Source organism: Paenibacillus turicensis (assembly GCF_017873435.1).
Taxonomy (GTDB): Bacteria; Bacillota; Bacilli; order Paenibacillales; family Paenibacillaceae; genus Fontibacillus; species Fontibacillus turicensis.
On record NZ_JAGGKG010000011.1, the window covers coordinates 74106 to 96648 of the forward strand.

At 37.7% G+C, this 22543-nt stretch carries 21 protein-coding genes and 1 other RNA gene; 14 read left to right on the forward strand and 8 right to left on the reverse strand.

The features are described 5' to 3' along the window. Window positions 1-8: 8 nt before the first annotated feature. The 4 genes from J2Z32_RS12690 to cshA form a co-directional block, all read right to left on the reverse strand. On the reverse strand, window positions 9-398 hold the full coding sequence (locus J2Z32_RS12690; RefSeq protein WP_210089537.1) for a DUF1499 domain-containing protein: 390 nt from the start codon (window positions 396-398) through the stop codon (window positions 9-11). Window positions 399-575: 177 nt separating this feature from the next. After that, window positions 576-766, reverse strand: a non-coding RNA gene (gene ssrS, locus J2Z32_RS12695) — 6S RNA. Between the two features lie 35 nt (window positions 767-801). After that, window positions 802-1575 (reverse strand): YesL family protein, encoded by a 774-nt coding sequence (locus J2Z32_RS12700; protein WP_210089538.1) that lies wholly within the window; start codon window positions 1573-1575, stop codon window positions 802-804. A gap of 212 nt (window positions 1576-1787) precedes the next feature. Beyond that, on the reverse strand, window positions 1788-3401 hold the full coding sequence (cshA, locus tag J2Z32_RS12705) for a degradosome RNA helicase CshA (RefSeq protein ID WP_210089539.1): 1614 nt from the start codon (window positions 3399-3401) through the stop codon (window positions 1788-1790). A gap of 287 nt (window positions 3402-3688) precedes the next feature. Here cshA and J2Z32_RS12710 point away from each other — a divergent pair, with 287 nt between their 5' ends. From J2Z32_RS12710 to J2Z32_RS12720, 3 genes are all read left to right on the forward strand, one after another. Then, a complete protein-coding gene (locus tag J2Z32_RS12710) occupies window positions 3689-4516 on the forward strand; it encodes a YitT family protein (protein WP_210089540.1) in 828 nt (275 codons plus the stop codon). A gap of 166 nt (window positions 4517-4682) precedes the next feature. Further along, window positions 4683-4877: a hypothetical protein gene (locus J2Z32_RS12715; protein ID WP_210089541.1), complete on the forward strand. Its 195-nt coding sequence runs from the start codon at window positions 4683-4685 to the stop codon at window positions 4875-4877. Between the two features lie 92 nt (window positions 4878-4969). Further along, window positions 4970-6331 carry an MATE family efflux transporter gene (locus J2Z32_RS12720; RefSeq protein WP_210089542.1) on the forward strand — a complete coding sequence of 454 codons (1362 nt, stop codon included), beginning with the start codon at window positions 4970-4972 and terminating at the stop codon, window positions 6329-6331. A gap of 145 nt (window positions 6332-6476) precedes the next feature. Here J2Z32_RS12720 and pfkA read toward each other — a convergent pair whose 3' ends face one another. From pfkA to J2Z32_RS12740, 4 genes are all read right to left on the reverse strand, one after another. Beyond that, a complete protein-coding gene (gene pfkA / locus J2Z32_RS12725; protein WP_210089543.1) occupies window positions 6477-7448 on the reverse strand; it encodes a 6-phosphofructokinase in 972 nt (323 codons plus the stop codon). Window positions 7449-7496: 48 nt separating this feature from the next. Continuing rightward, window positions 7497-8522: a tetraprenyl-beta-curcumene synthase family protein gene (locus tag J2Z32_RS12730; protein WP_210089602.1), complete on the reverse strand. Its 1026-nt coding sequence runs from the start codon at window positions 8520-8522 to the stop codon at window positions 7497-7499. Window positions 8523-8678: 156 nt separating this feature from the next. Then, window positions 8679-9752 (reverse strand): DNA glycosylase AlkZ-like family protein, encoded by a 1074-nt coding sequence (locus J2Z32_RS12735; protein ID WP_210089544.1) that lies wholly within the window; start codon window positions 9750-9752, stop codon window positions 8679-8681. A gap of 138 nt (window positions 9753-9890) precedes the next feature. Continuing rightward, the gene (locus J2Z32_RS12740; protein ID WP_210089545.1) at window positions 9891-10088 is read right to left on the reverse strand and encodes a cold-shock protein; all 198 of its coding nucleotides are present in this window, start codon (window positions 10086-10088) and stop codon (window positions 9891-9893) included. A gap of 242 nt (window positions 10089-10330) precedes the next feature. On the opposite strand from J2Z32_RS12740, the gene J2Z32_RS12745 reads away from it, so the two are divergent. The 11 genes from J2Z32_RS12745 (at window position 10331) to J2Z32_RS12795 (ending at window position 22409) form a co-directional block, all read left to right on the forward strand. Beyond that, a complete protein-coding gene (locus tag J2Z32_RS12745) occupies window positions 10331-10564 on the forward strand; it encodes a hypothetical protein (protein WP_210089546.1) in 234 nt (77 codons plus the stop codon). 10 nt (window positions 10565-10574) lie between these two features. Beyond that, window positions 10575-10748 carry a hypothetical protein gene (locus J2Z32_RS12750; protein WP_210089547.1) on the forward strand — a complete coding sequence of 58 codons (174 nt, stop codon included), beginning with the start codon at window positions 10575-10577 and terminating at the stop codon, window positions 10746-10748. A 228-nt stretch (window positions 10749-10976) separates the two neighbouring features. Further along, window positions 10977-12764, forward strand: a complete 1788-nt coding sequence (gene pepF, locus J2Z32_RS12755) for an oligoendopeptidase F (RefSeq protein WP_210089548.1) — start codon at window positions 10977-10979, stop codon at window positions 12762-12764. Between the two features lie 87 nt (window positions 12765-12851). Continuing rightward, the gene (locus J2Z32_RS12760) at window positions 12852-13181 is read left to right on the forward strand and encodes a LapA family protein (RefSeq protein WP_210089549.1); all 330 of its coding nucleotides are present in this window, start codon (window positions 12852-12854) and stop codon (window positions 13179-13181) included. A 33-nt stretch (window positions 13182-13214) separates the two neighbouring features. After that, window positions 13215-14252, forward strand: coding sequence for a M42 family metallopeptidase (locus J2Z32_RS12765; protein WP_210089550.1), 1038 nt, complete (start codon window positions 13215-13217; stop codon window positions 14250-14252). A gap of 412 nt (window positions 14253-14664) precedes the next feature. Continuing rightward, the gene (serS, locus tag J2Z32_RS12770) at window positions 14665-15939 is read left to right on the forward strand and encodes a serine--tRNA ligase (protein ID WP_210089551.1); all 1275 of its coding nucleotides are present in this window, start codon (window positions 14665-14667) and stop codon (window positions 15937-15939) included. 175 nt (window positions 15940-16114) lie between these two features. Then, window positions 16115-16417, forward strand: a complete 303-nt coding sequence (locus tag J2Z32_RS12775) for an ArsR/SmtB family transcription factor (RefSeq protein ID WP_210089552.1) — start codon at window positions 16115-16117, stop codon at window positions 16415-16417. A 33-nt stretch (window positions 16418-16450) separates the two neighbouring features. Further along, window positions 16451-17842 (forward strand): aldehyde dehydrogenase, encoded by a 1392-nt coding sequence (locus J2Z32_RS12780; protein WP_210089553.1) that lies wholly within the window; start codon window positions 16451-16453, stop codon window positions 17840-17842. A 122-nt stretch (window positions 17843-17964) separates the two neighbouring features. Then, a complete protein-coding gene (locus tag J2Z32_RS12785) occupies window positions 17965-18540 on the forward strand; it encodes a TetR/AcrR family transcriptional regulator (RefSeq protein WP_210089554.1) in 576 nt (191 codons plus the stop codon). A 78-nt stretch (window positions 18541-18618) separates the two neighbouring features. Continuing rightward, window positions 18619-19917: an MFS transporter gene (locus J2Z32_RS12790; protein WP_210089555.1), complete on the forward strand. Its 1299-nt coding sequence runs from the start codon at window positions 18619-18621 to the stop codon at window positions 19915-19917. A 29-nt stretch (window positions 19918-19946) separates the two neighbouring features. Then, a complete protein-coding gene (locus tag J2Z32_RS12795) occupies window positions 19947-22409 on the forward strand; it encodes a PEP/pyruvate-binding domain-containing protein (protein ID WP_210089556.1) in 2463 nt (820 codons plus the stop codon). Window positions 22410-22543 lie beyond the last annotated feature (134 nt).

A 22543-nucleotide genomic window follows, 5' to 3' on the forward strand; every position in this document is an offset into this window, starting at 1 on the left:
ATGATCACTTAAGACACTTTGTAGGATGAAAACTTCTTATCTAAAACTCTAAATAAGTGTAAAATAACGCGGTAATTTGAACCCATATCACCAAAAGAACCTCGGGTTGCTGAATAAATATCAATGGCAGTGCGTGTTGGACCTGTCGAAATGATAGATACGGTAACATCCATCGTTCTTCCTAACTTCGTTTTTTTCTCTAAAATAATTTCCCCCACAGACTCAACCTCATGTGTAACCTTATAGCCTGGGATTTTTTTCAAAACAGAAGTAACTTCCTCCCACATTCGATCTCTACTCATTTGATAATATCTTGTTTTTAATTCTGGAACCTTAGCGCGGTCGCTTGTTCCCTCCTGACTCCGAATAATGCCAGTTAATACTCTCTTAAATGACAACCCGTTCTTCCTCCTTCGTCACCTTACACTAATTTGAAGAATATATTTTATAATTATATAGTCTACCATTATCTTCAAACAAACAAAAGCAAAACACTAGTTACCATTTAAAATATAAAAAACAACACCCCATACGCCCATCACTTGAGCCCACAAAGTGTTGCTTTTAATTACATAATAGGACCCGCCTATGCCGTCCAGTTATATTATCTCGAACCTGCATAGCAGGTGGGTGACCGCGGCAACAAGCTTCGAAGTCCCCTCATCATATAGATAGGGCCTTTCGTCATTTATTGCAATATAAGTCTCCCGAGATAAAGTCATTGGTTCAAAATAACATAAAACCGAAACGTACATCGCAGGACGTAAATCTATTATAGAACTTTGTTAACTAAATGTAAACTTACTTGTTTTCTTCAATATCCGAATTTTCTGTTTCATTAGTCTCTGCTTTTTCTTCCTCAGCTTCACGCATTTTTTGGACCTTTTCTTGTAGCTTGTTATGGCCAAGATAAAAATTATAAAAAGCAACAAATGCGGTTAAGCTTACAAATCCAAACAAAATCAACCATGGAAAGCGATAGGTTAGAAAACCTAACAGCACTGTACATAACACCGTGGAAAGTACGCGAAATGGATTAATAATCGTTAACAAAATTGAATTTTTAAGTAAAATAGATACTTTTAAATGGTAATGCGCTACCAAACCAAAAAAGTTAAATAAGGACACAAATAATACAATTAAAAAAACGAGCATAATCATACCAAGAAGCTGTAAATTTTTAAATTGATTCATATATACACGATAATCAATAATCATGATTACGATTAGCAATGTATAAAAAATACCGCCTAAAAAGCTTTGCTTATAGTTTTCCTTGTACCCTTTAAAATAAGTTTTGGTAACACCAACATCCCCTTCACCCATCACCCATTTCCGAGTAACTGAAAACAAAGCAGCGGTAGCTGGGAATAGTGTAAACGGTGCCAAAATTGCCATAAAAAATAAAGTTTGGCTGCCTAAAATCTCTTTATCCGCAGTTGGAGCAAACAACCATGTTATCGGGAAAAATAAAAACGGAGATGAACAAATAAGCCAAAGTAGGTTACTGCCCGATATTCTCATAATCCATTCGGTGATTTTATAAAATCCACCCATCATTCCTTTAGGTTCCAAGTACAATTTCTCCCCTCACAGATATTTATATATCTCTACTATACTACTATACATGAATCAACAATCATCCACCAACTATTTTAGTCATTTTTTTACTAAAATGATGCTAATTAAATCATAAGAAAGAAGACACAAGCACCTCTACTTGCGTCTTCTTTCTATCGTTATTTAAAGCTCAAGCTTACAATGTAAGTTTAAGCTTCTATGCACAATTACTTAGGTGTATTTTCTGAACGTTTTTGTGGTCTACGTTCTCCACCATTACTATTTCCGCTTGTACGAGGCTTACGATCAGATGAGCGATATTCACGTCCACCCTCACGATTATCACGGTTATCACGTCCGCCTTCACGATTATCGCGATTGTATCCGCCTTTACCACTACCATAACCACCACGGCTTCCACCTTCACGATTGTCACGACGGTAGCTACCTCCACGGTTATTACCATAGCCACTTGGCTTACGTCCGCTGGAGCGGATATCTGGGTTACGACGTTTCACACGAATTGGCTCTTCTGGTGTTAGCTCGATATTTGCCTTTTCGTTTTTATCACCTGTAATTAGCTTAAATGCAGCTGCAAGTAAATTAACAGAATCATATTGCTCAAGGAGCTGAATCGCCATACCTTTGTATTCACCAAGCTCACCAACTTCAACAAGCTCAAGAATACGTTCTGCCGTAATACGTTGCTTCCCTTCAATCGCTTCCGCAATACTAGGAAGTGGTTTACGCGTAATTTTGTGACGGGTAATTCTTTCGATAAAGTGTAAATGATCAATTTCTCTTGGAGTAACAAAGGACCAAGCTGCTCCTTCTTTACCTGCACGACCTGTACGGCCGATACGGTGTACATAACTCTCAGGATCTTGTGGCAAGTCAAAGTTAACAACATGCGTTACACCTGATACGTCTAGACCACGCGCAGCCACGTCTGTAGCTACCAAAACATCAATGCTGCCATCACGGAATTTACGCATTACGTTATCACGTTGATTTTGAGACAAGTCACCATGCAAGCCATCTGCGGAGTAACCACGTTTTTGTAATGCCTCTGCTAGCTCATCCACACGACGTTTTGTGCGACCAAAAACAATCGCTAGATCTGGTGATTCCATATCAAGCAAACGAGATAACGCATCAAATTTTTGACGTTCATGTACTTCAATGTATGCCTGGTCAATCAGTGGTGCACTGACTTGTTTAGGAATAACGGAGACATGCTCTGGGTTTTTCAAAAATTGGTCTGCCAATTTTCGAATGTTTGCTGGCATCGTTGCGGAGAATAACATCGTTTGACGTTCTTCAGGAACTTGCTTCAAGATGGACTGAATATCTTCCATGAAGCCCATATCCAACATTTCATCTGCTTCATCTAAGACAACAGTTTGTACATCTTCTAGTTTAATCGTTTTACGATTAATATGGTCAAGCAAGCGTCCTGGTGTACCGATAATGATCTGAGGTTTCTTCTTCAAAGCACGAATCTGACGGACGATATCTTGTCCACCATAAATCGGAAGCGAACGAATTCCTTTGAAGCGAGAAAGCTTTCCAATCTCTTCAGCGACCTGAATCGCTAGCTCACGTGTTGGTGTCATAATTAAAGCAACAATCTTATCTTCCTCTTTTGCAATTTTGTTAATCAGAGGTAGACCAAATGCTGCAGTTTTACCTGTACCAGTCTGAGCTTGTCCGATCAAATCATGTCCCTTCATCGCAAACGGGATTGATTTCGCCTGGATTGGAGTTGCCTCCTCAAATCCTAGCTCTGTAACTGCTTGTAGCACCTTTGGCTCTAGGCCGAATTCTGCAAATGTGTTCAAATTTTTCATACTCCTTCTATCGTAGTGGACATTCCACTTTCTTGAATGTATTCTTAAGTAGCGCTTGGAATGTTTATAGACTATCCAAATAGCCTATAAAGTTTACATAGGGCATTTGATTTCCTTTATCAAATTCCAATATTTCATTCCGCTGTAATTAGCGGTACTATATTTTGTCAAAATTTCACGTACTCAAGAATATCTAAAACATTATAGCACATAACAATCAAGGAACACCAGCAAACATAAGCGTCTACTTTTAAATTTTTCTGTGAGGTGAATCACAATTGATCAAAGAAATTAGGAAAATCATTACGATAATTTTAGGGGCAGCATTTATAGCTGCAGGCTTTAACTTATTTTTAGTTCCGCATCATTTGCTTAGTGGTGGGGTTTCCGGTTTATCGATGTTAACCAATTATTTTACTCCCATTGATTTAAGCTTATTATATTTGCTATATAATGTTCCGTTGTTGATTGCAGGTATTATTTTTCTTGGCAAAAGATTTATTGGACTAACCATTTTATCTGTCGCGACCGTAACTTGGTTCATTGCGATCATTCCTACTCCTGACAACTTATTAACGAACGATACCTTTTTGTCAGCTGTATTTGGTGGAGTCCTGGTAGGACTTGGGGCAGGAATTTCATTTCGAGTGGGTGGATCTACAGGGGGCTTCGATATTATTGGCTCCATTATTACAAGATATCGTGATTTCCCAATAGGCAATGTGCTGGTTGCATTAAATGCGTCTGTCATTTTGGCAGCGGGGTATCTTGAAGGAAACTGGAATACAGCATTAGCCTCTATGGTATCCATTTATTTAACGGGAAAGGTCATCGATCTCATCCACATCAGTCATATTAAAATCACGGTGTTTATTGTGACAGACCAGACTGAGGAAATGTTATCACACCTGTTAAAAATTCCACGTGGTGTTACTCTAATTAAAACAGAGGGTGCTTTTTCCCATAAGGAAAAGGATATGCTTATGACAGTAACGACCCGATATGAATTAGCAGAGTTAAAAGAAATCATCACTAAAAGTGATCCAAAGGCTTTTGTTAACATTGTGGAAACCGTGGGAATTATGGGTTCTTTCCGAAAAGGATAAATAATACATTTTTTACATTGTATAAATCAGTGAAACAACCATTTCAATTTACATTTCATATGTTATAATAGCCTTATGCAATTTATGCTTTACCCTACTCATCAGCTATCTCTCTGCAAGAATGATTCTAGATGTGAATGATTCTAAGGTGGAAAGGGTGGTTTATATGGAGGTAGAGACTGTTAAACTGCACCAAATTGTCATGAAATGGTTCCCTGATATGTTACCCTTCTTGAACGAAGATGAGCTAAACTCCAAAATCATCTTGCGTGATGGTCTTACGATTTTAGAACCAGATGACGCACTTGAAATTATTCATTTTAGTATTTGCAGACATCAAAGCAGTAGCTTTTTACATTAATACGAAGAACAAATGTTTTTGCTTTAAAGCCGCTTCCTTTATTTCTTGAAGGGGGCGGCTGTTTATATGGATAAGAAATGGAGCGTTTTACAATGAGGCAAACTTATACGTTAAAGCAAAAGTACATACAATTTCTACATATTATGATTCCGATCTTTATTACACAAACAGCGCTTTCGTTAATGGCTTTTATTGATACCAGTATGTCAGGTCATGTCAGTAAAGAGGATATGGCTGGGGCGGCAATTGGATCTAGCTTGTGGTTACCAATACAAACTGGCATCAGTGGAATTTTAATGGGAATTACCCCAATCGTTGCAGGTTATATTGGCGCGAAGCAAAGGGAAAAAGTTGGTTATTCTGTTTTTCAGGCTTTATGGTTAGCGGTTGGAGTAAGCTTAAGCGTATTACTCGTTGGAATATTTACAGTAAGTCCCATCCTAAATTATATGGGATTAGATCCAAAGGTACATCATATCGCTTATTATTTTTTAACTGCACTTGCTTTTGGTATATTTCCTTTGTTTGGTTACACTGTACTCCGCTCCTTTATTGATGCACTTGGGCAAACGAAGATTTCTATGGCGATCACTTTATTAACTTTACCACTAAATGTTGGCGCAGGTTACGTCTTGATTTTTGGACATTTAGGTTTCCCTAGGTTAGGTGGGATTGGATCTGGCGTAGCAACCGCATTTACCTACTGGTGTATTTTCATCATTGCAATTGTTATCGTCCATAAGCATCCTGCTTGCTCAAGCTACGGTGTATTTCATAAATTTTATAAGCTGTCACTGACAAAATGTAAAGAAATTATGAAAATAGGCGTGCCTATGGGCTTTGCCATCTTTTTTGAAACAGCAATCTTTGCCGCGATCACGTTACTTATGAGTCAATTTGATACTGCAACGATCGCAGCCAATCAAGCCGCCAACAATTTTTCTGGTACATTATATATGTTCCCGCTAAGTATTTGTCTCAGCTTAACGATTTTGGTTGGATATGAGGTAGGCGCATCACGTCATAAAGATGCGAAGCAATATGCTAAATTAGGTATATTTACAGCTATTGGATTCTCACTCGTCGCTGCACTTATTTTACTTACTTTTAATTATGAGGTTGCTTCGATCTATTCCACAGAGCTTGATGTGATCGACCTCATTCAACACTTTTTAATTTATGCGATCTTTTTTCAAATTTCAGATGCCATCGCAACCCCAACACAAGGTGTGCTGCGTGGTTATCAAGATGTCAACAGCACGTTTTGGATTACATTAGTAGCGTATTGGATTATTGGATTACCTCTAGGTTATGTATTAGCAAACTATACGTCAAATGGCCCTTACGGTTACTGGATTGGCCTCATTACAGGTCTAGCAATCGCCGCAGTTTTCCTATTATATCGTTTGAAGAAAATTCAACGTAGAACCGAAACAGAGAATGCTCCTTCTTAACTTTTAACAAAATAAAAATCAACAAAAAACAGGCATTCACAGTACTGCATACCCTAATTGTTATACACTAACAACAAATGGGATTCAGTTCAAAAGTGACTGCCTGTTTTATTTTTAATCTAGTAATACGCTTAGAAATGAATCATTATTGAGAAAGACGTGAAGCCAATTCGTATAGCTCTACATCAAATTCTTTTTTCGTAGATACCACTTTTTCGATATCCGTCAAAATCATTTGTCCGCCAATCATACCACAAGCTTTATTAGACTCGCCTGCAATTAAGCTACGTACAGCAAAATCTCCTAGACGGCTTGCTAAGTTACGATCAAATGGAGTTGGTGATCCACCACGTTGAATATGTCCTAATACAGTCGCACGCGGCTCCAAGGATGGTTGACGGGATTTAATCGCCTTAACCACCTCTTCCCCTGAGCATACACCTTCTGCAACAATAACAATGCTATGTCGTTTACCTTTATCAAAGTTTTGTCTCATCCGATCAGCTACCTCATTTAAATCATAAGGCATCTCAGGTACAAGAATCGTTTCAGCGCCAGAAGCAAGTCCAGCATGTAAAGCAATATCTCCTGCATGACGACCCATAACTTCAACTACAGAAGCACGCTCATGTGATGACATTGTATCACGTAGCTTATTGACTGCATCTACTACGATGCTAACCGCAGTATCGAAACCAATTGTATAATCTGTACATGAAATATCATTATCAATTGTACCTGGAAGACCCATCGTTTTAATTCCTAGCTTACTTAGCTTTTCTGCACCATGATATGAACCGTCCCCACCAATAACAACTAAACCGTCAATCCCACGATCACGTAAAATTTGTGCACCTTTAGCTTGTCCTTCTGGTGTTTTGAATTCAAGGCAACGCGCAGATTGAAGAATTGTACCTCCACGTTGGATAATGTCACCCACGCTACGAATGTCCATAGAGAAAATATCTTCATTAAGCAAGCCTTGATATCCACGTTGAATACCAAAAACTTCTAAGCCATAATATAATCCGCTACGCACTACAGCACGTACAGCTGCGTTCATCCCTTGAGAATCTCCACCGCTTGTAAGTACTGCGATTTTTTTAATTTGTGACATATGAATTCCTCCTAAAATTTAAGCTGTAACCTTTAAAACCTATAGCATTTATATATGTTTGCGAATCCAACGACTGTTAACGAAAAAAAACAAACGCATAAGCGGACTTTTTCTCATTAACTTTCTTGAGGCGTCGCGTATTTCTTTTTGTTGACTTACCTTTGGATCTGATAGATATAGAGCAACAAGGCCCTCTATAATCATGACATGAAATGACGAGGCTGGTAAAGCAACAACATCACGTCTAGCGTTTTCAATGATCATCGTAATTCGTTGTATCATCAATTCTCGTGAATCGTAATAACTACAAAAATTGAGGTCGCCGCCAATCTCATCTTCCTCTTGATCAATTAAATAATCAAGCATAATATGTAATCCACATACATGAGGAAAATAACTATCAAATATTTTTTTAGCGTCTGTGTCAAGTAATGTCTTACTGCTCGCAGCTAAAAACAACATAAAGACACCTAATGTCGAACCTGTCGCTGCTGCAAACTCATTCCATTGTAAATGAGGTGTACGGTATTTATTATCTTCCCACCATTTCAACAGAGCAGCTTCACGTTCATTAGGATGAATGTGCTTATACACTTGAAGATCGCTATATAGCGATACTAATTCAACAATATAAGGCTTAACTGTCTCATAGCTAGGTAGCTCAGCAATTTTTAGCCGACAAGCTTCAACTAAAGATAGCAAATAAGCCCCATCTTCTTTTTCCTCACGTAAAGCATAATAATCTTGTGGCTCTCTGTTAGGGTCTACCGCATCTAGCATACTTTGATGTAATAATCGAAAATCATCAGGGTCCATTGAAGTACTGCGATCACATAAATTGTCTAAGTAATCACTAATGCTTTGAAAAGCAACGATTAAAGGAATCAAAACATGACGTTTCGCCAAATTTGCGGCTGCATACACACTGCCTCCTTGGCAATGAAACTCCTTAGTAGCAATGCTAGCTAACGCTTGCTTTCTTAATTCGGGATCAGGAATTTGTGCAGCATTATGCTTCCAGTAATCTAGTTCCTTGCGAACATCCGGTAAAATAAACTTGTACACCCGACTCATCAGCCGAAAAGGTTCACGAGGTATTTTATTGTGGCTTTGCTCAAATTCAAACACTAGGGCACGCCTCCAAGGTGTAGTTAACAATATAATCTAAATGTCCATAAACAGACATCAGCGCTTATATTATAATATGATCTAACTTTTTGCACAAATAAACTAAATCACAACTCCATTATACGCTTTAATTTTGCTAAATTCAGGAGGGTATCCATATGTAACTGCATTGATAATTTCATTTTTTCGGGACGCTGCTTCCTCCAGAGGAAGATCAACGATAATATCTTCTACATCATGAGGTCCAATCCGCCAATGTCCTAACGCAGCGCCTTGAAACTGCCCATCAATCAATAAATATTGTAATACTTCTTTCCCGCTATACCGTTTCTTTAATTGTGATAAATGAGCTCGAACTAAAAAGTCAGACTTGTCCAGCATAATTACACTGTGAAGTGGCGATTGCGCAATGTCCTTACTAGATCGTTCAAAATCCGTGGCGCACATCCACCCTTCTCCTATTCCCTCTACCTCGGTTGCCATAAGCTTTCCCGTCTGAAGTGCACTGTCAACGACTATCTTTATCGTTTTAGCTGTAAACCCACTCCAGCTTTTAAATTGCTCCATATCCGTAAAAACCATCACTTCAACAAAGCGGAGTAAAACCTCTTCGATCGCTTTAAGACGACTTATCTCATCTGTTGGAATTTCAAACCATTGCTCAGTGAAATCAAGCCATCCCGTTTCCCATTCACTGTCAACCTGTTCTTCCACAAGTAAAAAGGCTTGTTGTAAAGTCTGTAGTGCTGCACCAATTTCTTTTGCCGTATAAGGTAATATTTCCTTTAACTGATCCTTAGTCAAGCCTCCAGACTGTTTAACAGCTTTATACACTTGCTCGTGAACCTGACTCATCTGTGCTGGCACTTTTCGAAATGCAGTGGCATACAACTGTAAATCATCCTCCGTTACGTAGGCCACTCGTCCATCTTGAAATCTTGACTTTACAATCACATGCTTCTCACGCAAATAGAAAGCGATATTGGAATCATTAAAAACTGTACGATGCACGAGGGAAGGTGGCTCACCAGGTCGGCCAAAAAAAACGGGTGCAACAGGCTGAAGTGATTTAAACATAGAGAGATAAGCTTCCTCGTTAGTAACCTCTGTTAAAGGGTGTAACAGTCCTTGGCGAGCCATTCTTAGTCTTATAACCTGATCGATTGTCCAGTTCATTCCTTATCCCCTTCTTCTACGGCGTGTTATGATAACAAAATCACATATATCTCAAAAAAAGACACAGCCTCCTGGCTGTGTCTTTCATATCATGCTTAGAACCAAATTTTATAAGTCATCCTTAGTCAGGAAATAATCTTATAATTTGATTACGTTAGCAGCTTGTTGACCACGGTTACCTTCAGTAATTTCGAATTCTACGGCTTGACCTTCGTCTAATGTCTTGAAGCCTTCGTCTTGAATAGCTGAGAAGTGTACAAATACATCTTCGCCGCCTTCAACTTGAATAAAACCGTAACCTTTTTCTGCGTTAAACCATTTAACTGTACCTTTCAAATGAACAACCTCCTAAAAATAATCACCATCATTGGTGAATAACCATATTATACTCTATGACTTTGGACAATGCAATGTGACATTTTTCTCTCTTTTTATTTTTAATCAGTTCCATAGACCTGAACTTTTAATGGACAAACCTAAGGTTTTATTTGCTTTCCCGTCATGGCTAAGGTATCATTTCTTAAGATTGTACTCTTAAAAAAGACAACACAATATAATGAAGAAGGTTGGCGTACGCGATGATGAAAAAACATCAAATATATAAAAAAGATAAGTGGAATATGATGACAGTAGAGGTTCAGGGCAGATACATCGTATTAAGAGAAATTTCTGAACAATGGGGCGAGGAAACCCACAATTTCCTAAGCCGCCCTGCCATGATGGAATGGGCTAAAAATCGTTTCCCTAAAGAACATTACATAGAACGTGAAGCAGAATGGGAAGAAATTATGGAAGCCTTTAAAAATATTTAAGAGGTGAAATATGGACAGCTCTAATCTTGTAATATTTACAATTTCCTCTTTTGCATTAGGGGCTATATTGCTGATGACTAAAAATAGCGTTCACCCTAAATTTAAAAGAGGACTAGCAACTGCGGCAGTATTTATGATTGCCGCTGCATTTATTATGGTTATATATACACTATTCACCTTGTAAAACAAAACGAGAAGAAACTTTTACCTCTACAGAAATATTATGTACAATAAAAGGACAAACTAGGGCTAATTTAGCTAAAAGGAGCTCCTAGTAATGAATAACGTAGCTATTATAGCTTTAATGCTTAGTTGCAGTGTGCTAACATCTTCGATGCCTAGTCTACCTACAGCAATGACATCTAGCGCTACAATGTCTCAAAATAAGCTACCTAAACAAAGGAGGACGACAATGAGTACTTTAAAACGTTCTGAGGTTAAACAAGAGAACACATGGAAACTAGAGGATCTATTTGAAAATCAACAAGCTTGGGATCAAAGCTACAACGAATTAAAAAAAGCTTACTCTGATGCTTCTAAGTATGAGGGAAAACTAAACAATGCTGGAAATTTAAAAGCAGTATTTGAATTAGAGGATGAGTTATCACTACAAATTGAGCGCTTATATGTGTATGCTCACCTTCATCATGACGAGGACACAACCAACCCTACATATCAGGCACTCGTAGAAAAAGCGAAAAAATTAAGCGTGGAAATTAGCGAAGCATTATCCTTTATTACACCAGAAATTTTATCCTTGCCCGAAAATGAGCTAGACGCCTTTATTCAAAATCCAGAGTTAGCAGATTATAAATTTACATTAGAAGAAATTAAACGTGAAAAGGCTCACATCTTAACCAAAACAGAAGAAGCCTTGCTTGCACAGGTTGGCAACTTATCTCAAGCACCTCAAAGCATTTTTGGCATGATTAACAATGCGGATCTCAAATTCCCTAAAATCAAAGATGAAAATGGCAAAGAGGTTGAATTGACTCATGGTAGCTACATTCAATTTTTAGAGAGCCCTCATCGTGAAGTACGTGAGCGCGCGTTTAAAGCTGTATATGCAACGTATGCGAAGCAAAAAAATACAATTGCAGCAACGTTAAGTGCAAATGTAAATAAAAATATGTTTTATTCTAAAGTACGCAAGTACCCTTCTGTCTTAGAAATGTCCCTTTACGGTGACAATATTTCTAAAGAGGTATATACCAACCTCATTGACACGATTCATGAAAGCCTGCCATTGATGCACCGTTACATGAAATTGCGCAAGAAGCTACTTGGTGTGGATGAATTGCACATGTATGACTTGTTTGCGCCATTAGTTGAGGAATATAAATGGGATATTACTTATGAAGAAGCTAAAGGCATGATTGAAGAAGGCTTAAAGCCATTAGGTGAAAACTATTTGAAGGTGCTTCGTGATGGATTTAATAAGCGCTGGATTGACGTATATGAAAATGAAGGGAAACGTACTGGGGCTTATAGCTGGGGCGCGTATGGCACACACCCTTATGTTTTGCTTAATCACAAGAATAACTTAAATAGCATGTTTACACTTGCCCACGAAATGGGTCATGCGCTTCACTCCTATTTCTCTGATGAAAATTTAAAGTATCGTGATGCACAATATACGATTTTCTTAGCGGAAGTAGCTTCGACAACCAATGAAGCCTTGCTCATGGATTATTTGCTCAAAAAATCAACGGATCCGAAGCAAAAAATGTATTTGTTAACGTATTATGCTGATCAATTCCGGACTACGATTTTCCGTCAAACGATGTTTGCAGAATTTGAAAAGCTGATTCATGAGCGTGCAGAATCGGGTGAATCCTTAACACCACAAGCATTATCTTCAATCTACTATGACCTTAATGTGAAGTACTATGGTTCAGACATGGTTGTAGATCAGGACATCGAAATGGAATGGGCACGTATCCCTCATTTCTACACCAGCTTTTACGTATACAAATATGCAACTGGCTTCTCAGCAGCAACTAGCTTCTCGAAGCAAATCTTAGAAGAAGGCACACCAGCTGTTGATCGTTATTTAGGCTTCCTAAAGAGTGGTGGCAGTGACTTCTCTATCAACATTTTGAAAAAAGCAGGCGTAGACATGTCCTCTCCTGAGCCAATTCGTGAAGCAATGAGTGTGTTTGAAGAGTTGCTAGATCAAATGGAGCAATTAAGCAAGTAATGAAACAACCAACCGCTGATCTAACATGTTCATCATGTACTGATCAGCGGTTATCCTTTACACATACACCAATAGGCGGTGACATTTATGAAAATTCAATGGTCTTTGATTTTTGCGCTTATCTTTGCGCTAATTACAGCTATTTTTGCTGTGATGAACGTGAATCCTGTTAACGTAAATTTATTTTTTGGAACCGTATCCCTCCCTCTTATTTTGCTTATTTTGGGTTGTACTTTATTAGGCGGTATTATTGTTGGTTCTTTTGGTATTTATTGGGGTTATCGTTTGCAAAAAGAAGTAAAATCGCTGAAAAGTCAATTAGTACATATTCAAGAGGTAACTGGGTATACATTACCAGTGCAAGAGGAAACTCCCCCTACTGAACAAGAACCAAAAGACGATCAGCCTGTTCAATAATTCTTTTTTTATCTTAGGAGGTTTGTTCTTATTATGGCTATAACAATCAATGAGCAATATATTCTTGATTTTTTAAAGGTACTACTAGATACTCCAAGCCCAAGCGGATTTACCCATGATATTATGAAAAAAATTAAGGCGGAAGCAGATCAGCTTGGTATATCTTTTTCTCAAAATGAAAAGGGTGGCGCTATCCTTAGCTTAAAAGGGAAAAGTTCCTCACGCAAAATTGCACTTAGTGCTCATGTTGATACATTAGGCGCAATGGTTAGAGCGATTACACCACATGGCACATTATCGTTAACCTCTGTGGGTGGCTTTATGATGAATAGCATTGAAAATGAATATTGCCAAATCCATACCCGTGATGGCCGTGTATATACAGGAACCATCTTGTCTAAGCATCCTTCTGTTCACGTCTATACTGATGCACGTGAATACAAACGTGATGAAGAAAATCTGGAGATTCGGATCGATGAGTTGGTTCATAACAAGGAGGATGTAATTTCACTTGGAATTAGTGTAGGTGATTACATCAGCTTTGAAGCTAGACCTGTATTTACATCAAGCGGTTATGTTAAATCTCGTCATTTAGACGATAAAGCAAGCGTAGCTGCATTGTTTGGTTTACTTGAAGCGAGCAAACGTGAGGGATGGGTTCCTCAGCATGATCTTCTCTTCCTTATCTCTAATTATGAAGAGGTTGGTCATGGTACAGCATGGATTCCCGAAGGCATACATGAAATGATTGCAGTAGATATGGGCGCGATTGGTGACAATTTAAGTTGTAAGGAAACTGATGTTTCAATTTGTGCCAAGGATTCTGGTGGTCCTTACGATTATGAGATGACTAGCAAGCTAATCGAGCTAGCAAAACAGCTTGAAATCCCTTATGTCGTCGATATTTATCCAAGATACAGCTCAGATGCAACAGCTGCATTACATGGCGGTCACAACATCCGTGCTGCTCTCATTGGCCCAGGCGTCCATGCTTCACATGCAATGGAGCGTACACATAAGGAAGCGATTTTTAACACAACTAAATTGCTTGCTGCTTATGTTGAAGGCTAGGTAATTACGACTCAAAACCAAATGAGTGCTTGGCACTTATGGAAGCCCTACGCTAGTGTTTGTTAGTGCCAAGTACTAATTTTAAAATTGAATCATAATTATAGTCAATATTGCATATTTGAATTAGTTCTGATATTATAGCAAATAATAATTTAAACATATCTTCATTATGCCACTGAAGAGCATCCAACTCTGAGGCGTTTTCGTTAAGGGAAGGCTTAGTTACACCTTTTGTATAAGTTTCCTCCAAGTTAACCGGTACTGCCCGTTATCGCAGACCAAAGCGGGTTTATTTTAAATCTAAAATAGACCAAATTGGGTGGCACCGCGAGTTAAGCGCTCCTCGTCCCATAAAGACGAGGGCGTTTTTTGTGTTTTTTTAGGACCAAATTAACTTGAGGAGTGTTGCTACATGTTAGACATCAAATGGATTGAAGCACATGCGGAGGAAGTACAACATAGTGCTAACGCAAAAGGAATTATGCTATCTGTAAAAGAATTAATCAAGACAAATCAACACCGAATTGCTCATTTACAACAGCTAGAGCAGCTAAGAGCAACACGTAATAGGCTCACGAATGAAATTCATCAAGCCATTCAAGGTGGAGACAATCACCAAGCGGAGCAGCTTAAACACACGATGAAGCAAAACAAGCAAGCATTGGAGCACGCACAAGTCCGTTGGCAAGAAGCAAACCAGCAATATGAAGCTTTAATGCTGCTAGTCCCTAATATCATTTCAGTAGACTCCCCAAATGGAGAATCAGATAAGGATAACGTGGAGCTTCGACATTACTTAGAACCTACTGCTTTCGATTTTCCAGCTAGAGACCATGTTGAGCTTGGCGAAATACACCAAATGATTGACATCCAAAGTGGGACCAAAACAAGCGGCAGTCGGCAATATTATTTAACGGGAATGGGCTTTAGATTACATCGTGCTGTCCAACAGTTAGCGATTGATCTGCTTATGAATAAAGGCTTTGAATTTATGGAAGTCCCACTGATGGTCAAAACTGAAGCGATGGTGAATACTGGATTTTTCCCTTTAGGACAAGATCAATCCTATCACTTGGAGGGTGAAGATTATTGGTTAGTCGGGACATCAGAAGTCCCCTTAATTAGCTACTTTAGTGGTAAAAAGCTAGATGTAACACAACCAATCAAGGTCGCTGCAGTTTCTACCTGCTTCCGTAGTGAAGTGGGCTCAGCAGGCAGAGATACGAGTGGGCTATATCGTGTACATCAATTTAATAAGGTGGAGCAGGTTGTTATTTGTGAGGATGATATAACGTTATCTCAGCAGTTACATGAGGAAATTACCGAGAATGCTGAGGAGCTATTACAGTTGTTAGAGCTACCTTATCGCGTGATGGCCGTTTGTAGTGGAGATATGTCGCAAAAAACATATAAGCAATATGACATTGAAACCTGGATGCCAAGCCGTCAAGCTTATGGCGAAACCCACTCTTCATCCAACTTGCTACAATTTCAAGCTCGTAGAGCAAATATCGCCTATTTAGATACAGATGGTAAACCTAAATACTGTCATACGTTAAACAATACCGCTGTAGCAACACCAAGAATTTTAATCCCTTTGCTAGAAAATCACCAACAGCAGGACGGATCCATTTATATTCCTAAAGCGTTAAGACCCTATTTACAGGGATTAGAGTATATCAAATAGTACTATTAGCTTTCACCATTAGCTTGCACTACTACTGTGCAGGCTTTTTTCTTTATGGTCAGATAATTTTTCAAAAATGCTTAATTCAACTCTTAAGTATTGACTATGAGCAAGAGATAATTTACTATAATATCAATACGTTTAAATGTTTAAACATTTAGAAGGGTAGGTTGTTATGGCTAAAGAAGCGTTAGAACATTTCCGTAAGTGTATTCCAGTTTTTCAAGTTTTGGCAGATACACATCGTCAAGATATTTTATTACTACTTAGCAAGCATGACGCTTTAACCGTGGGCGAGATTACAGAACAGTCCGTATTATCCAGACCCGCCGTTTCCCATCATCTCAAGCTTTTACGGGAGCAAGACTTGGTTCATATGGAGAAACGTGGAACAGAGCGATTCTATTCCTTGTCCTTAAAACCTGCTGTAGAGTTACTTAAACAACTGACAGAACTTCTGGAGCGTGACTGTATTTAAGTCTAAATCCACCCGTTCACGAAAGGAGAAAAAATGGAACAGTTAAATGAACAAAACCTAAATCGTCTTTTAAAGCTACAAAAAGATTACTATTATACAGGATCTACCCAAAGTGTCTCATTTCGGATAGAACAGCTAAAAAAGCTCAATGATGTGCTTCATCGTTACGAAAATAAAATCATGAATGCATTATATCAGGATTTAGGAAAAAGCGAATTTGAAGCTTATGTCACAGAAATTGGATTTGTTTATCACAGTATTCGCTTTTTAATAAAAAACCTTAAAAAGTGGGCAAAACCACAAAAAGTAAAAACCCCCCTCCATCTTCAACCATCTAAAAGCTTTATTATTAAGGAGCCTTATGGAACAGTTCTAATCATAGGGGCGTTTAACTACCCCCTCCAGTTGTTAATTGAACCTCTACTTGGGGCTATCGCTGGCGGAAATTGTGTCATTCTGAAGCCTTCTGAAAACACACCACATGTATCTGCCGTTATTGAACAACTTATACTAGAAACCTTTCCAAAAGAATATATTTGCGTAATTCAAGGTGGGCGAGATGAAACTTCTTTACTCATCCATGCGCCCGTTGACTATATCTTTTTTACAGGGAGCGTTCCAGTAGGGAAAATTGTAATGGAAGCCGCCGCAAAAAACTTGGTTCCTGTCACTTTAGAATTAGGCGGAAAAAGCCCCGCCATTGTCGACTCCTCTGCCAATCTTGATTTGGCTGCAAAACGTATCGTCTGGGGAAAATTTCTTAATGCGGGACAAACCTGCATCGCACCCGACTATATATTAGTAGACAGTAGCATATATGATGAACTTGTTAAAAAAATAAAAGTTGTGATTAATCAATTTTATAATAACTCTGCGGCGGACAGTAAAGATTATGGAAAAATTGTGAATGAGCGTCAGTTTAATCGATTAGTTTCGATTATTGAGCAGGAGCAAGATCATATTTTATACGGTGGACATTCTCAGAAGGATTCTTTGTTTATAGAACCCACCTTAATAAAAGCTTCTTCCTGGGAGAACAAAGCTATGCAAGATGAATTGTTTGGACCCCTACTTCCCATTATGCCATATGACAAAATGAGTGATGCAATTCAAATGATTCGGGAGCATCCTAAACCACTATCCTTATATTTATTTACGGAGGATAAAAACATAGAGAAACAAGTACTAAACCAAGTTTCCTTTGGCGGTGGCTGTGTCAATGACACGATTTCACATATTGCAAATCATCATATGCCTTTTGGTGGTGTTGGGCATTCAGGTATGGGCGCTTATCATGGGAAATATAGTTTTGAACTTTTTACACACTCCAAAAGTATTTTGAAAAAAAGCACACGTTTTGACATTAGAGTTACTTTTCCGCCTTACGGAAATAAGCTTAAACTAATAAAAAAACTTTTAAAATAACTTTGCACAGAAGGAACCCGATCGTGAACTAGTGTTGTAAATATAAAGTTGACGTGCTAGTATTCAAAAGGTATCATAGCTCAAGATGATGTTATAGCTATAATTAAGCGGGAGTTGATTTTTTGGGCCGTCCATATACCGAAAATGAGCGTAAAGAGCTAAAACAAAAAATAAAGACAATAGCCATGCAGATGTTCCGAGAACAAGGCTTTAAAAATTTTAGAATACAACAATTAACGAAGCAAGTTGGCATTTCATTGGGTGGTTTTTATACATTTTATAAGGATAAAGAATCGCTATATGAAGAAATTTTACGTGATGAAAAAAATCGAATTCGTCAAAAAATTATAATGATAATCGAAACTGAGCAACAATCTCCAAAGATTTTTTTTACAGATCTGGCTAATGTAATTTTAAGGAAACTAGCTTCAAACAAGTTTTATACTGACTCACACACAGGCTTATTAGAAACGCTGGTTTGGAATGATGATCCTGTAACTGCTGAGGACAATTTAGATTTCATCCAGCAATTACGTACCATATGGACAAAACAAGGTACCTCTCTCTCCTCAACTGATGAACAATTAGCATCCGCAGTCGCGATGTTAGCCGTATTATGTGCACATAAAGATAAAATTGGTGTAGGTTTTGATTATTGGTATGCATTGGTTGAAAAGATGCTTTTAGAATATTTATAATTTTTTTAATTATGCTATGAAAAATATTTAACTTTTTCACAGATAGTGATATACTGTTCTGGAAAGAGGTGTTTTGCGTTGAATAGTTCCAGAAAATATCAAATTATTATTGGCTTACTGTTATGCATGGGAGTTTCAACCATCTTGCAAACGTATTTTAGCAGTGCATTACCTGTCATCAGCACCACATTTCGATCCATTGATTTTTATTCATGGATTCATGGTAGCTATATATTAGCGTCCTCCTCTGTTATTATCCTTTCTAGTGGATTGTGTCATAAATTTGGGTACTTAAAAAACTTTAGCATCGGATCTCTGTTATTCGGTATAGGTACACTAGTTGCCCTGTTCAGTACGTCCATGCTCCAGCTTGTCATCGCAAGAATCATTATGGGTATAGGCGCTGGAGCTGTAGTTCCTGCGACTTACGGAATCATCAATGAATATTTTGAAAAGGATAAATATACCTCTATTTTTGCGTCCTTTGCTATTGTACAAATCATATTTAGTGGATTAGGCAGCTTAGCCGGAGGCTATTTACCCCAAGCTTTCTCGTGGCAAGCTATTTTTTATTTTCTAATTCCCATCCAATTACTTAGCTTCTTATTTGTATTTAGAAATCTTCCAAAACACATTACTAACCTACCCTCAATTCCCTTCCCAATTAGACAGCATTTGATAATGATCATTGCAGTACTCTTGACTGCTGTAGGTATTGAGCAAGCTTACCATCAACGATTTTTATGGCTTACCTTTGGGATTCTCTCTCTTCTCTTTTTATTAAGGAAACCAAAAAAAATGAACGTCACACTACTTCCGAAACAGTTTATGACTGATTCTTTATTAAAAAACTTATGCCTTCAAGCATTTTTATTAGGCGCATTTTATAATGTGTGTCTTGTCTATCTGCCTAGCTTTATGCAGTTTTCTTTGAACTTAAATGCAAATAGCTCTGGCAATTATCTGGAAATATTTGTTGTTTTCATGGGAGTTGGGAGCGGATTAGGTGGTTTAATTAAGACTCCTAACCGTATTGTCATATTAATTAGCTGGTTAATCTGCTTTGCAGGATGCTCCTTTATAGGCATTATTTTCTCATTAGCTGTCTTATTATTAGGCCTTGGCTCTGGCATTTTAATGTCAGTTTTGTTAGGCTATATCGCATTCTGTACACAGGAAGATGCAGCTGGCGTTAATAGCACCGCTCATTTAATTCGCAATTTTGGTGGGAGCATCGGAACTATTTCATTTCAATATTCACTAAATTATTCTCTAGGATATTTCATTGTTGGCATGATTGTCCTCTCCTTGGGAGGCATCATTACATCTGCTCTCGTCCTTCGCTTTAAGCAGACTGCACTAAAATCGGAATCATAAATAAATCTATCTTAGTAGGAGGTTAAATTATGAAATATATCAAAATGCTTCAGGACATTAGTAAGGGGGATATTTCTAGCGTTGGAGGTAAAGGAGCTAACCTTGGTGAAATGCTAAAGGCGAGTTTCCCAGTTCCAAATGGCTTTTGCCTAACAGTAAATGCATTTGATCTATTTATGAAACATAACAGCCTTGACCATCTAAAGTTAAGAGGCGATGAGCTTCAAGCAAAGATAATATCTGGACAGTTACCACCTGAGCTTGAACAAGAAATTGCTCAATGTTATGCCTCACTTGGACAAAAAAAAAGAGTTGCCGTGCGTTCCTCTGCCACTGCTGAGGATTTACCTGAAGCCAGCTTTGCCGGTCAACAAGAAACTTACCTTAATGTACTTGGTGAAACAGAACTTTTTATCGCGATTAAAAAATGCTTTGCTTCCCTCTATTCAATCCGTGCTGTTTCATACCGAAAACAAACTAATTTTGATACAGCAAATGTTTTGTTAGCAGTAGTTATTCAAGAAATGGTTGAAAGTGAAGTCTCTGGTGTTCTATTTACTGCTGATCCTATCAATCAAAATAGGGATCAAATGATGCTTAATGCAGCTTGGGGACTTGGTGAAGCAATAGTTTCAGGAAAAGTAACGCCAGATATTTATATTTATAATAAACGTAAGCATCGCCTAAGTAGTAAAACATTAGGTAAGAAAGAGCTTTTGATCGTTTATGGCAAGTCAGGCATTCAGGAGATTACTACAACAACAGAGCAAAAAAAACAATTTTGTCTCACACAAAAGCAAGCAAATGAACTTTTTGAGTTGGGCTTAAAAATAGAAAAATATTATGGATTTCCTCAGGATATTGAATGGGCCATTTGTAAAGACACATTATATATATTGCAATCACGTCCAATTACAACCTTAAATTCAACCAAACCACAACCCTCTATACTAACTAAATCACAAATGGCAGTATTAAACAATTGGATTGAGCATTTCCCTACTCCACTTTATCCTCTAGATGTAGAGCCTTGCGATATTGTTGATAAAGCAAAATCTAAAGTTTTGCAAGATCTAGGAATTTCAATTGATGGTGGATTAAGAATGAATGACGAAGGTATTATTTCATTTTCCACTGATAGGGTACATCTGAGATTTAAAATTGTTAAAATACCTTTTTTGCTTCATAGCTTTATCAATTACAATATTAATTCCTCGATTACAAATAACGAATTCCAAAATATCACAAACGAATTAGAAAGCATAGCCTCCACTGACATTACTCAACTATCGATCACAGCATTGGTGGAGCAACTACAGCACATTATGATGTTATCAGAGAAAATAGCTTATATACGGTTTCGTTACAACATCTTCCCTTCTGTTGTTGTTTCTAAGCTACTACAGAGAACGTTACATAAAATAGACAAAAACCTAAATGAATATGATCTATTAAGTAATTTACAATATAAAACATGGGAAATGAATGCGGCTTTAAGTAAGCTTACTAGTTACATTCAAGATAACGCTGAATTAGAGGCTTTCATAACCAATCAGGAAGTAATAGAAAATGAACATATAACAGCAATCCAAATCAGTTATCCTTCATTCTGGGTACAACTACAGCAATTTCTTCATGAATTCGGATGGAAATCAAATGGTAGTTATTATGCCTTTAGCTCGGTGTCATGGAACGAGGATATAACCTCCCTTTTCTCATTAACAAAAATTGTTATGCAGTCTGACAAATATGTATCAAGCAACAACAAGTACAACGAAATTGTATCAATGATTGAAAAACGCTATTCTACAAAAAAATCCGCTAAGCTATTAAAAAAAATAGAAACCATAAGAGCATACCATATTCATCGAGAACAAAGTCTTTATTTAATCGAAATGTGTTATGGACTAGCACGTAAAATGGTTTTCCGACTAACCACCTTACTTCCTCATATTTTTGAACAACCTAACCATATATTGTTTTTAACGTTGGCGGAGGTATATGCATTGCCTAGCAACATTCACAATGAAAACAAAAGTAACAACATTAATAACAGTCAGAACAATAATTACGTTCATAAAATTAAACAAACCATCCAGCTCAGAAAAACAAACCGCCCTCAAAATGAAACATTGTGGAACAGCCTATCTTATTGCAGAAAGCTTGAGGATGAAAATACATTGACAGGCATATCTGGTAATCGAGGAATTACACAAGGACAAGTGAAGAAAATTTTATCGATACAACAATTTGATAAAATGCAGCAGGGAGATATTCTAGTCTGTCGTTATACTGATCCATCATGGACTCCCTTATTTGTTTTGGCAGGAGCTGTTGTATCCGATACAGGAGGCCCATTATCCCATAGTGCCATTGTAGCAAGGGAATACAATATTCCGGCGGTTTTAGGTTGTGGAAATGCAACCGAATTATTGCAGGATGGTGATAAAATAATCGTTGATGGTGATACAGGCAAGGTTCATAAAATATAAAGGTATCTATTAAATTAAAATTAAGTATTAATTGTGCCGCTTCTTTAATGAGCTTGTAATTATGCAACAAAAAAGATGACACCTGTTTGTCATCTTTTTTGAAAATTTCACAATACTCAACCTTTAAATTAATC

What these genes read in the sequence shown, in the direction of transcription:
- J2Z32_RS12735 (WP_210089544.1), bottom strand. Translation starts at nt 9,752, where the DNA reads ATGAACTGGACAATCGATCAGGTTATAAGACTAAGAATGGCTCGCCAA.
- J2Z32_RS12760 (WP_210089549.1), top strand. Translation starts at nt 12,852, where the DNA reads ATGAAAATTCAATGGTCTTTGATTTTTGCGCTTATCTTTGCGCTAATT.
- J2Z32_RS12795 (WP_210089556.1), top strand. Translation starts at nt 19,947, where the DNA reads ATGAAATATATCAAAATGCTTCAGGACATTAGTAAGGGGGATATTTCT.
- J2Z32_RS12765 (WP_210089550.1), top strand. Translation starts at nt 13,215, where the DNA reads ATGGCTATAACAATCAATGAGCAATATATTCTTGATTTTTTAAAGGTA.
- J2Z32_RS12750 (WP_210089547.1), top strand. Translation starts at nt 10,575, where the DNA reads ATGGACAGCTCTAATCTTGTAATATTTACAATTTCCTCTTTTGCATTA.
- J2Z32_RS12745 (WP_210089546.1), top strand. Translation starts at nt 10,331, where the DNA reads ATGATGAAAAAACATCAAATATATAAAAAAGATAAGTGGAATATGATG.
- J2Z32_RS12720 (WP_210089542.1), top strand. Translation starts at nt 4,970, where the DNA reads ATGAGGCAAACTTATACGTTAAAGCAAAAGTACATACAATTTCTACAT.
- J2Z32_RS12780 (WP_210089553.1), top strand. Translation starts at nt 16,451, where the DNA reads ATGGAACAGTTAAATGAACAAAACCTAAATCGTCTTTTAAAGCTACAA.
- serS (WP_210089551.1), top strand. Translation starts at nt 14,665, where the DNA reads ATGTTAGACATCAAATGGATTGAAGCACATGCGGAGGAAGTACAACAT.
- pfkA (WP_210089543.1), bottom strand. Translation starts at nt 7,448, where the DNA reads ATGTCACAAATTAAAAAAATCGCAGTACTTACAAGCGGTGGAGATTCT.
- J2Z32_RS12775 (WP_210089552.1), top strand. Translation starts at nt 16,115, where the DNA reads ATGGCTAAAGAAGCGTTAGAACATTTCCGTAAGTGTATTCCAGTTTTT.
- J2Z32_RS12715 (WP_210089541.1), top strand. Translation starts at nt 4,683, where the DNA reads ATGGAGGTAGAGACTGTTAAACTGCACCAAATTGTCATGAAATGGTTC.
- pepF (WP_210089548.1), top strand. Translation starts at nt 10,977, where the DNA reads ATGAGTACTTTAAAACGTTCTGAGGTTAAACAAGAGAACACATGGAAA.
- J2Z32_RS12730 (WP_210089602.1), bottom strand. Translation starts at nt 8,522, where the DNA reads ATGAGTCGGGTGTACAAGTTTATTTTACCGGATGTTCGCAAGGAACTA.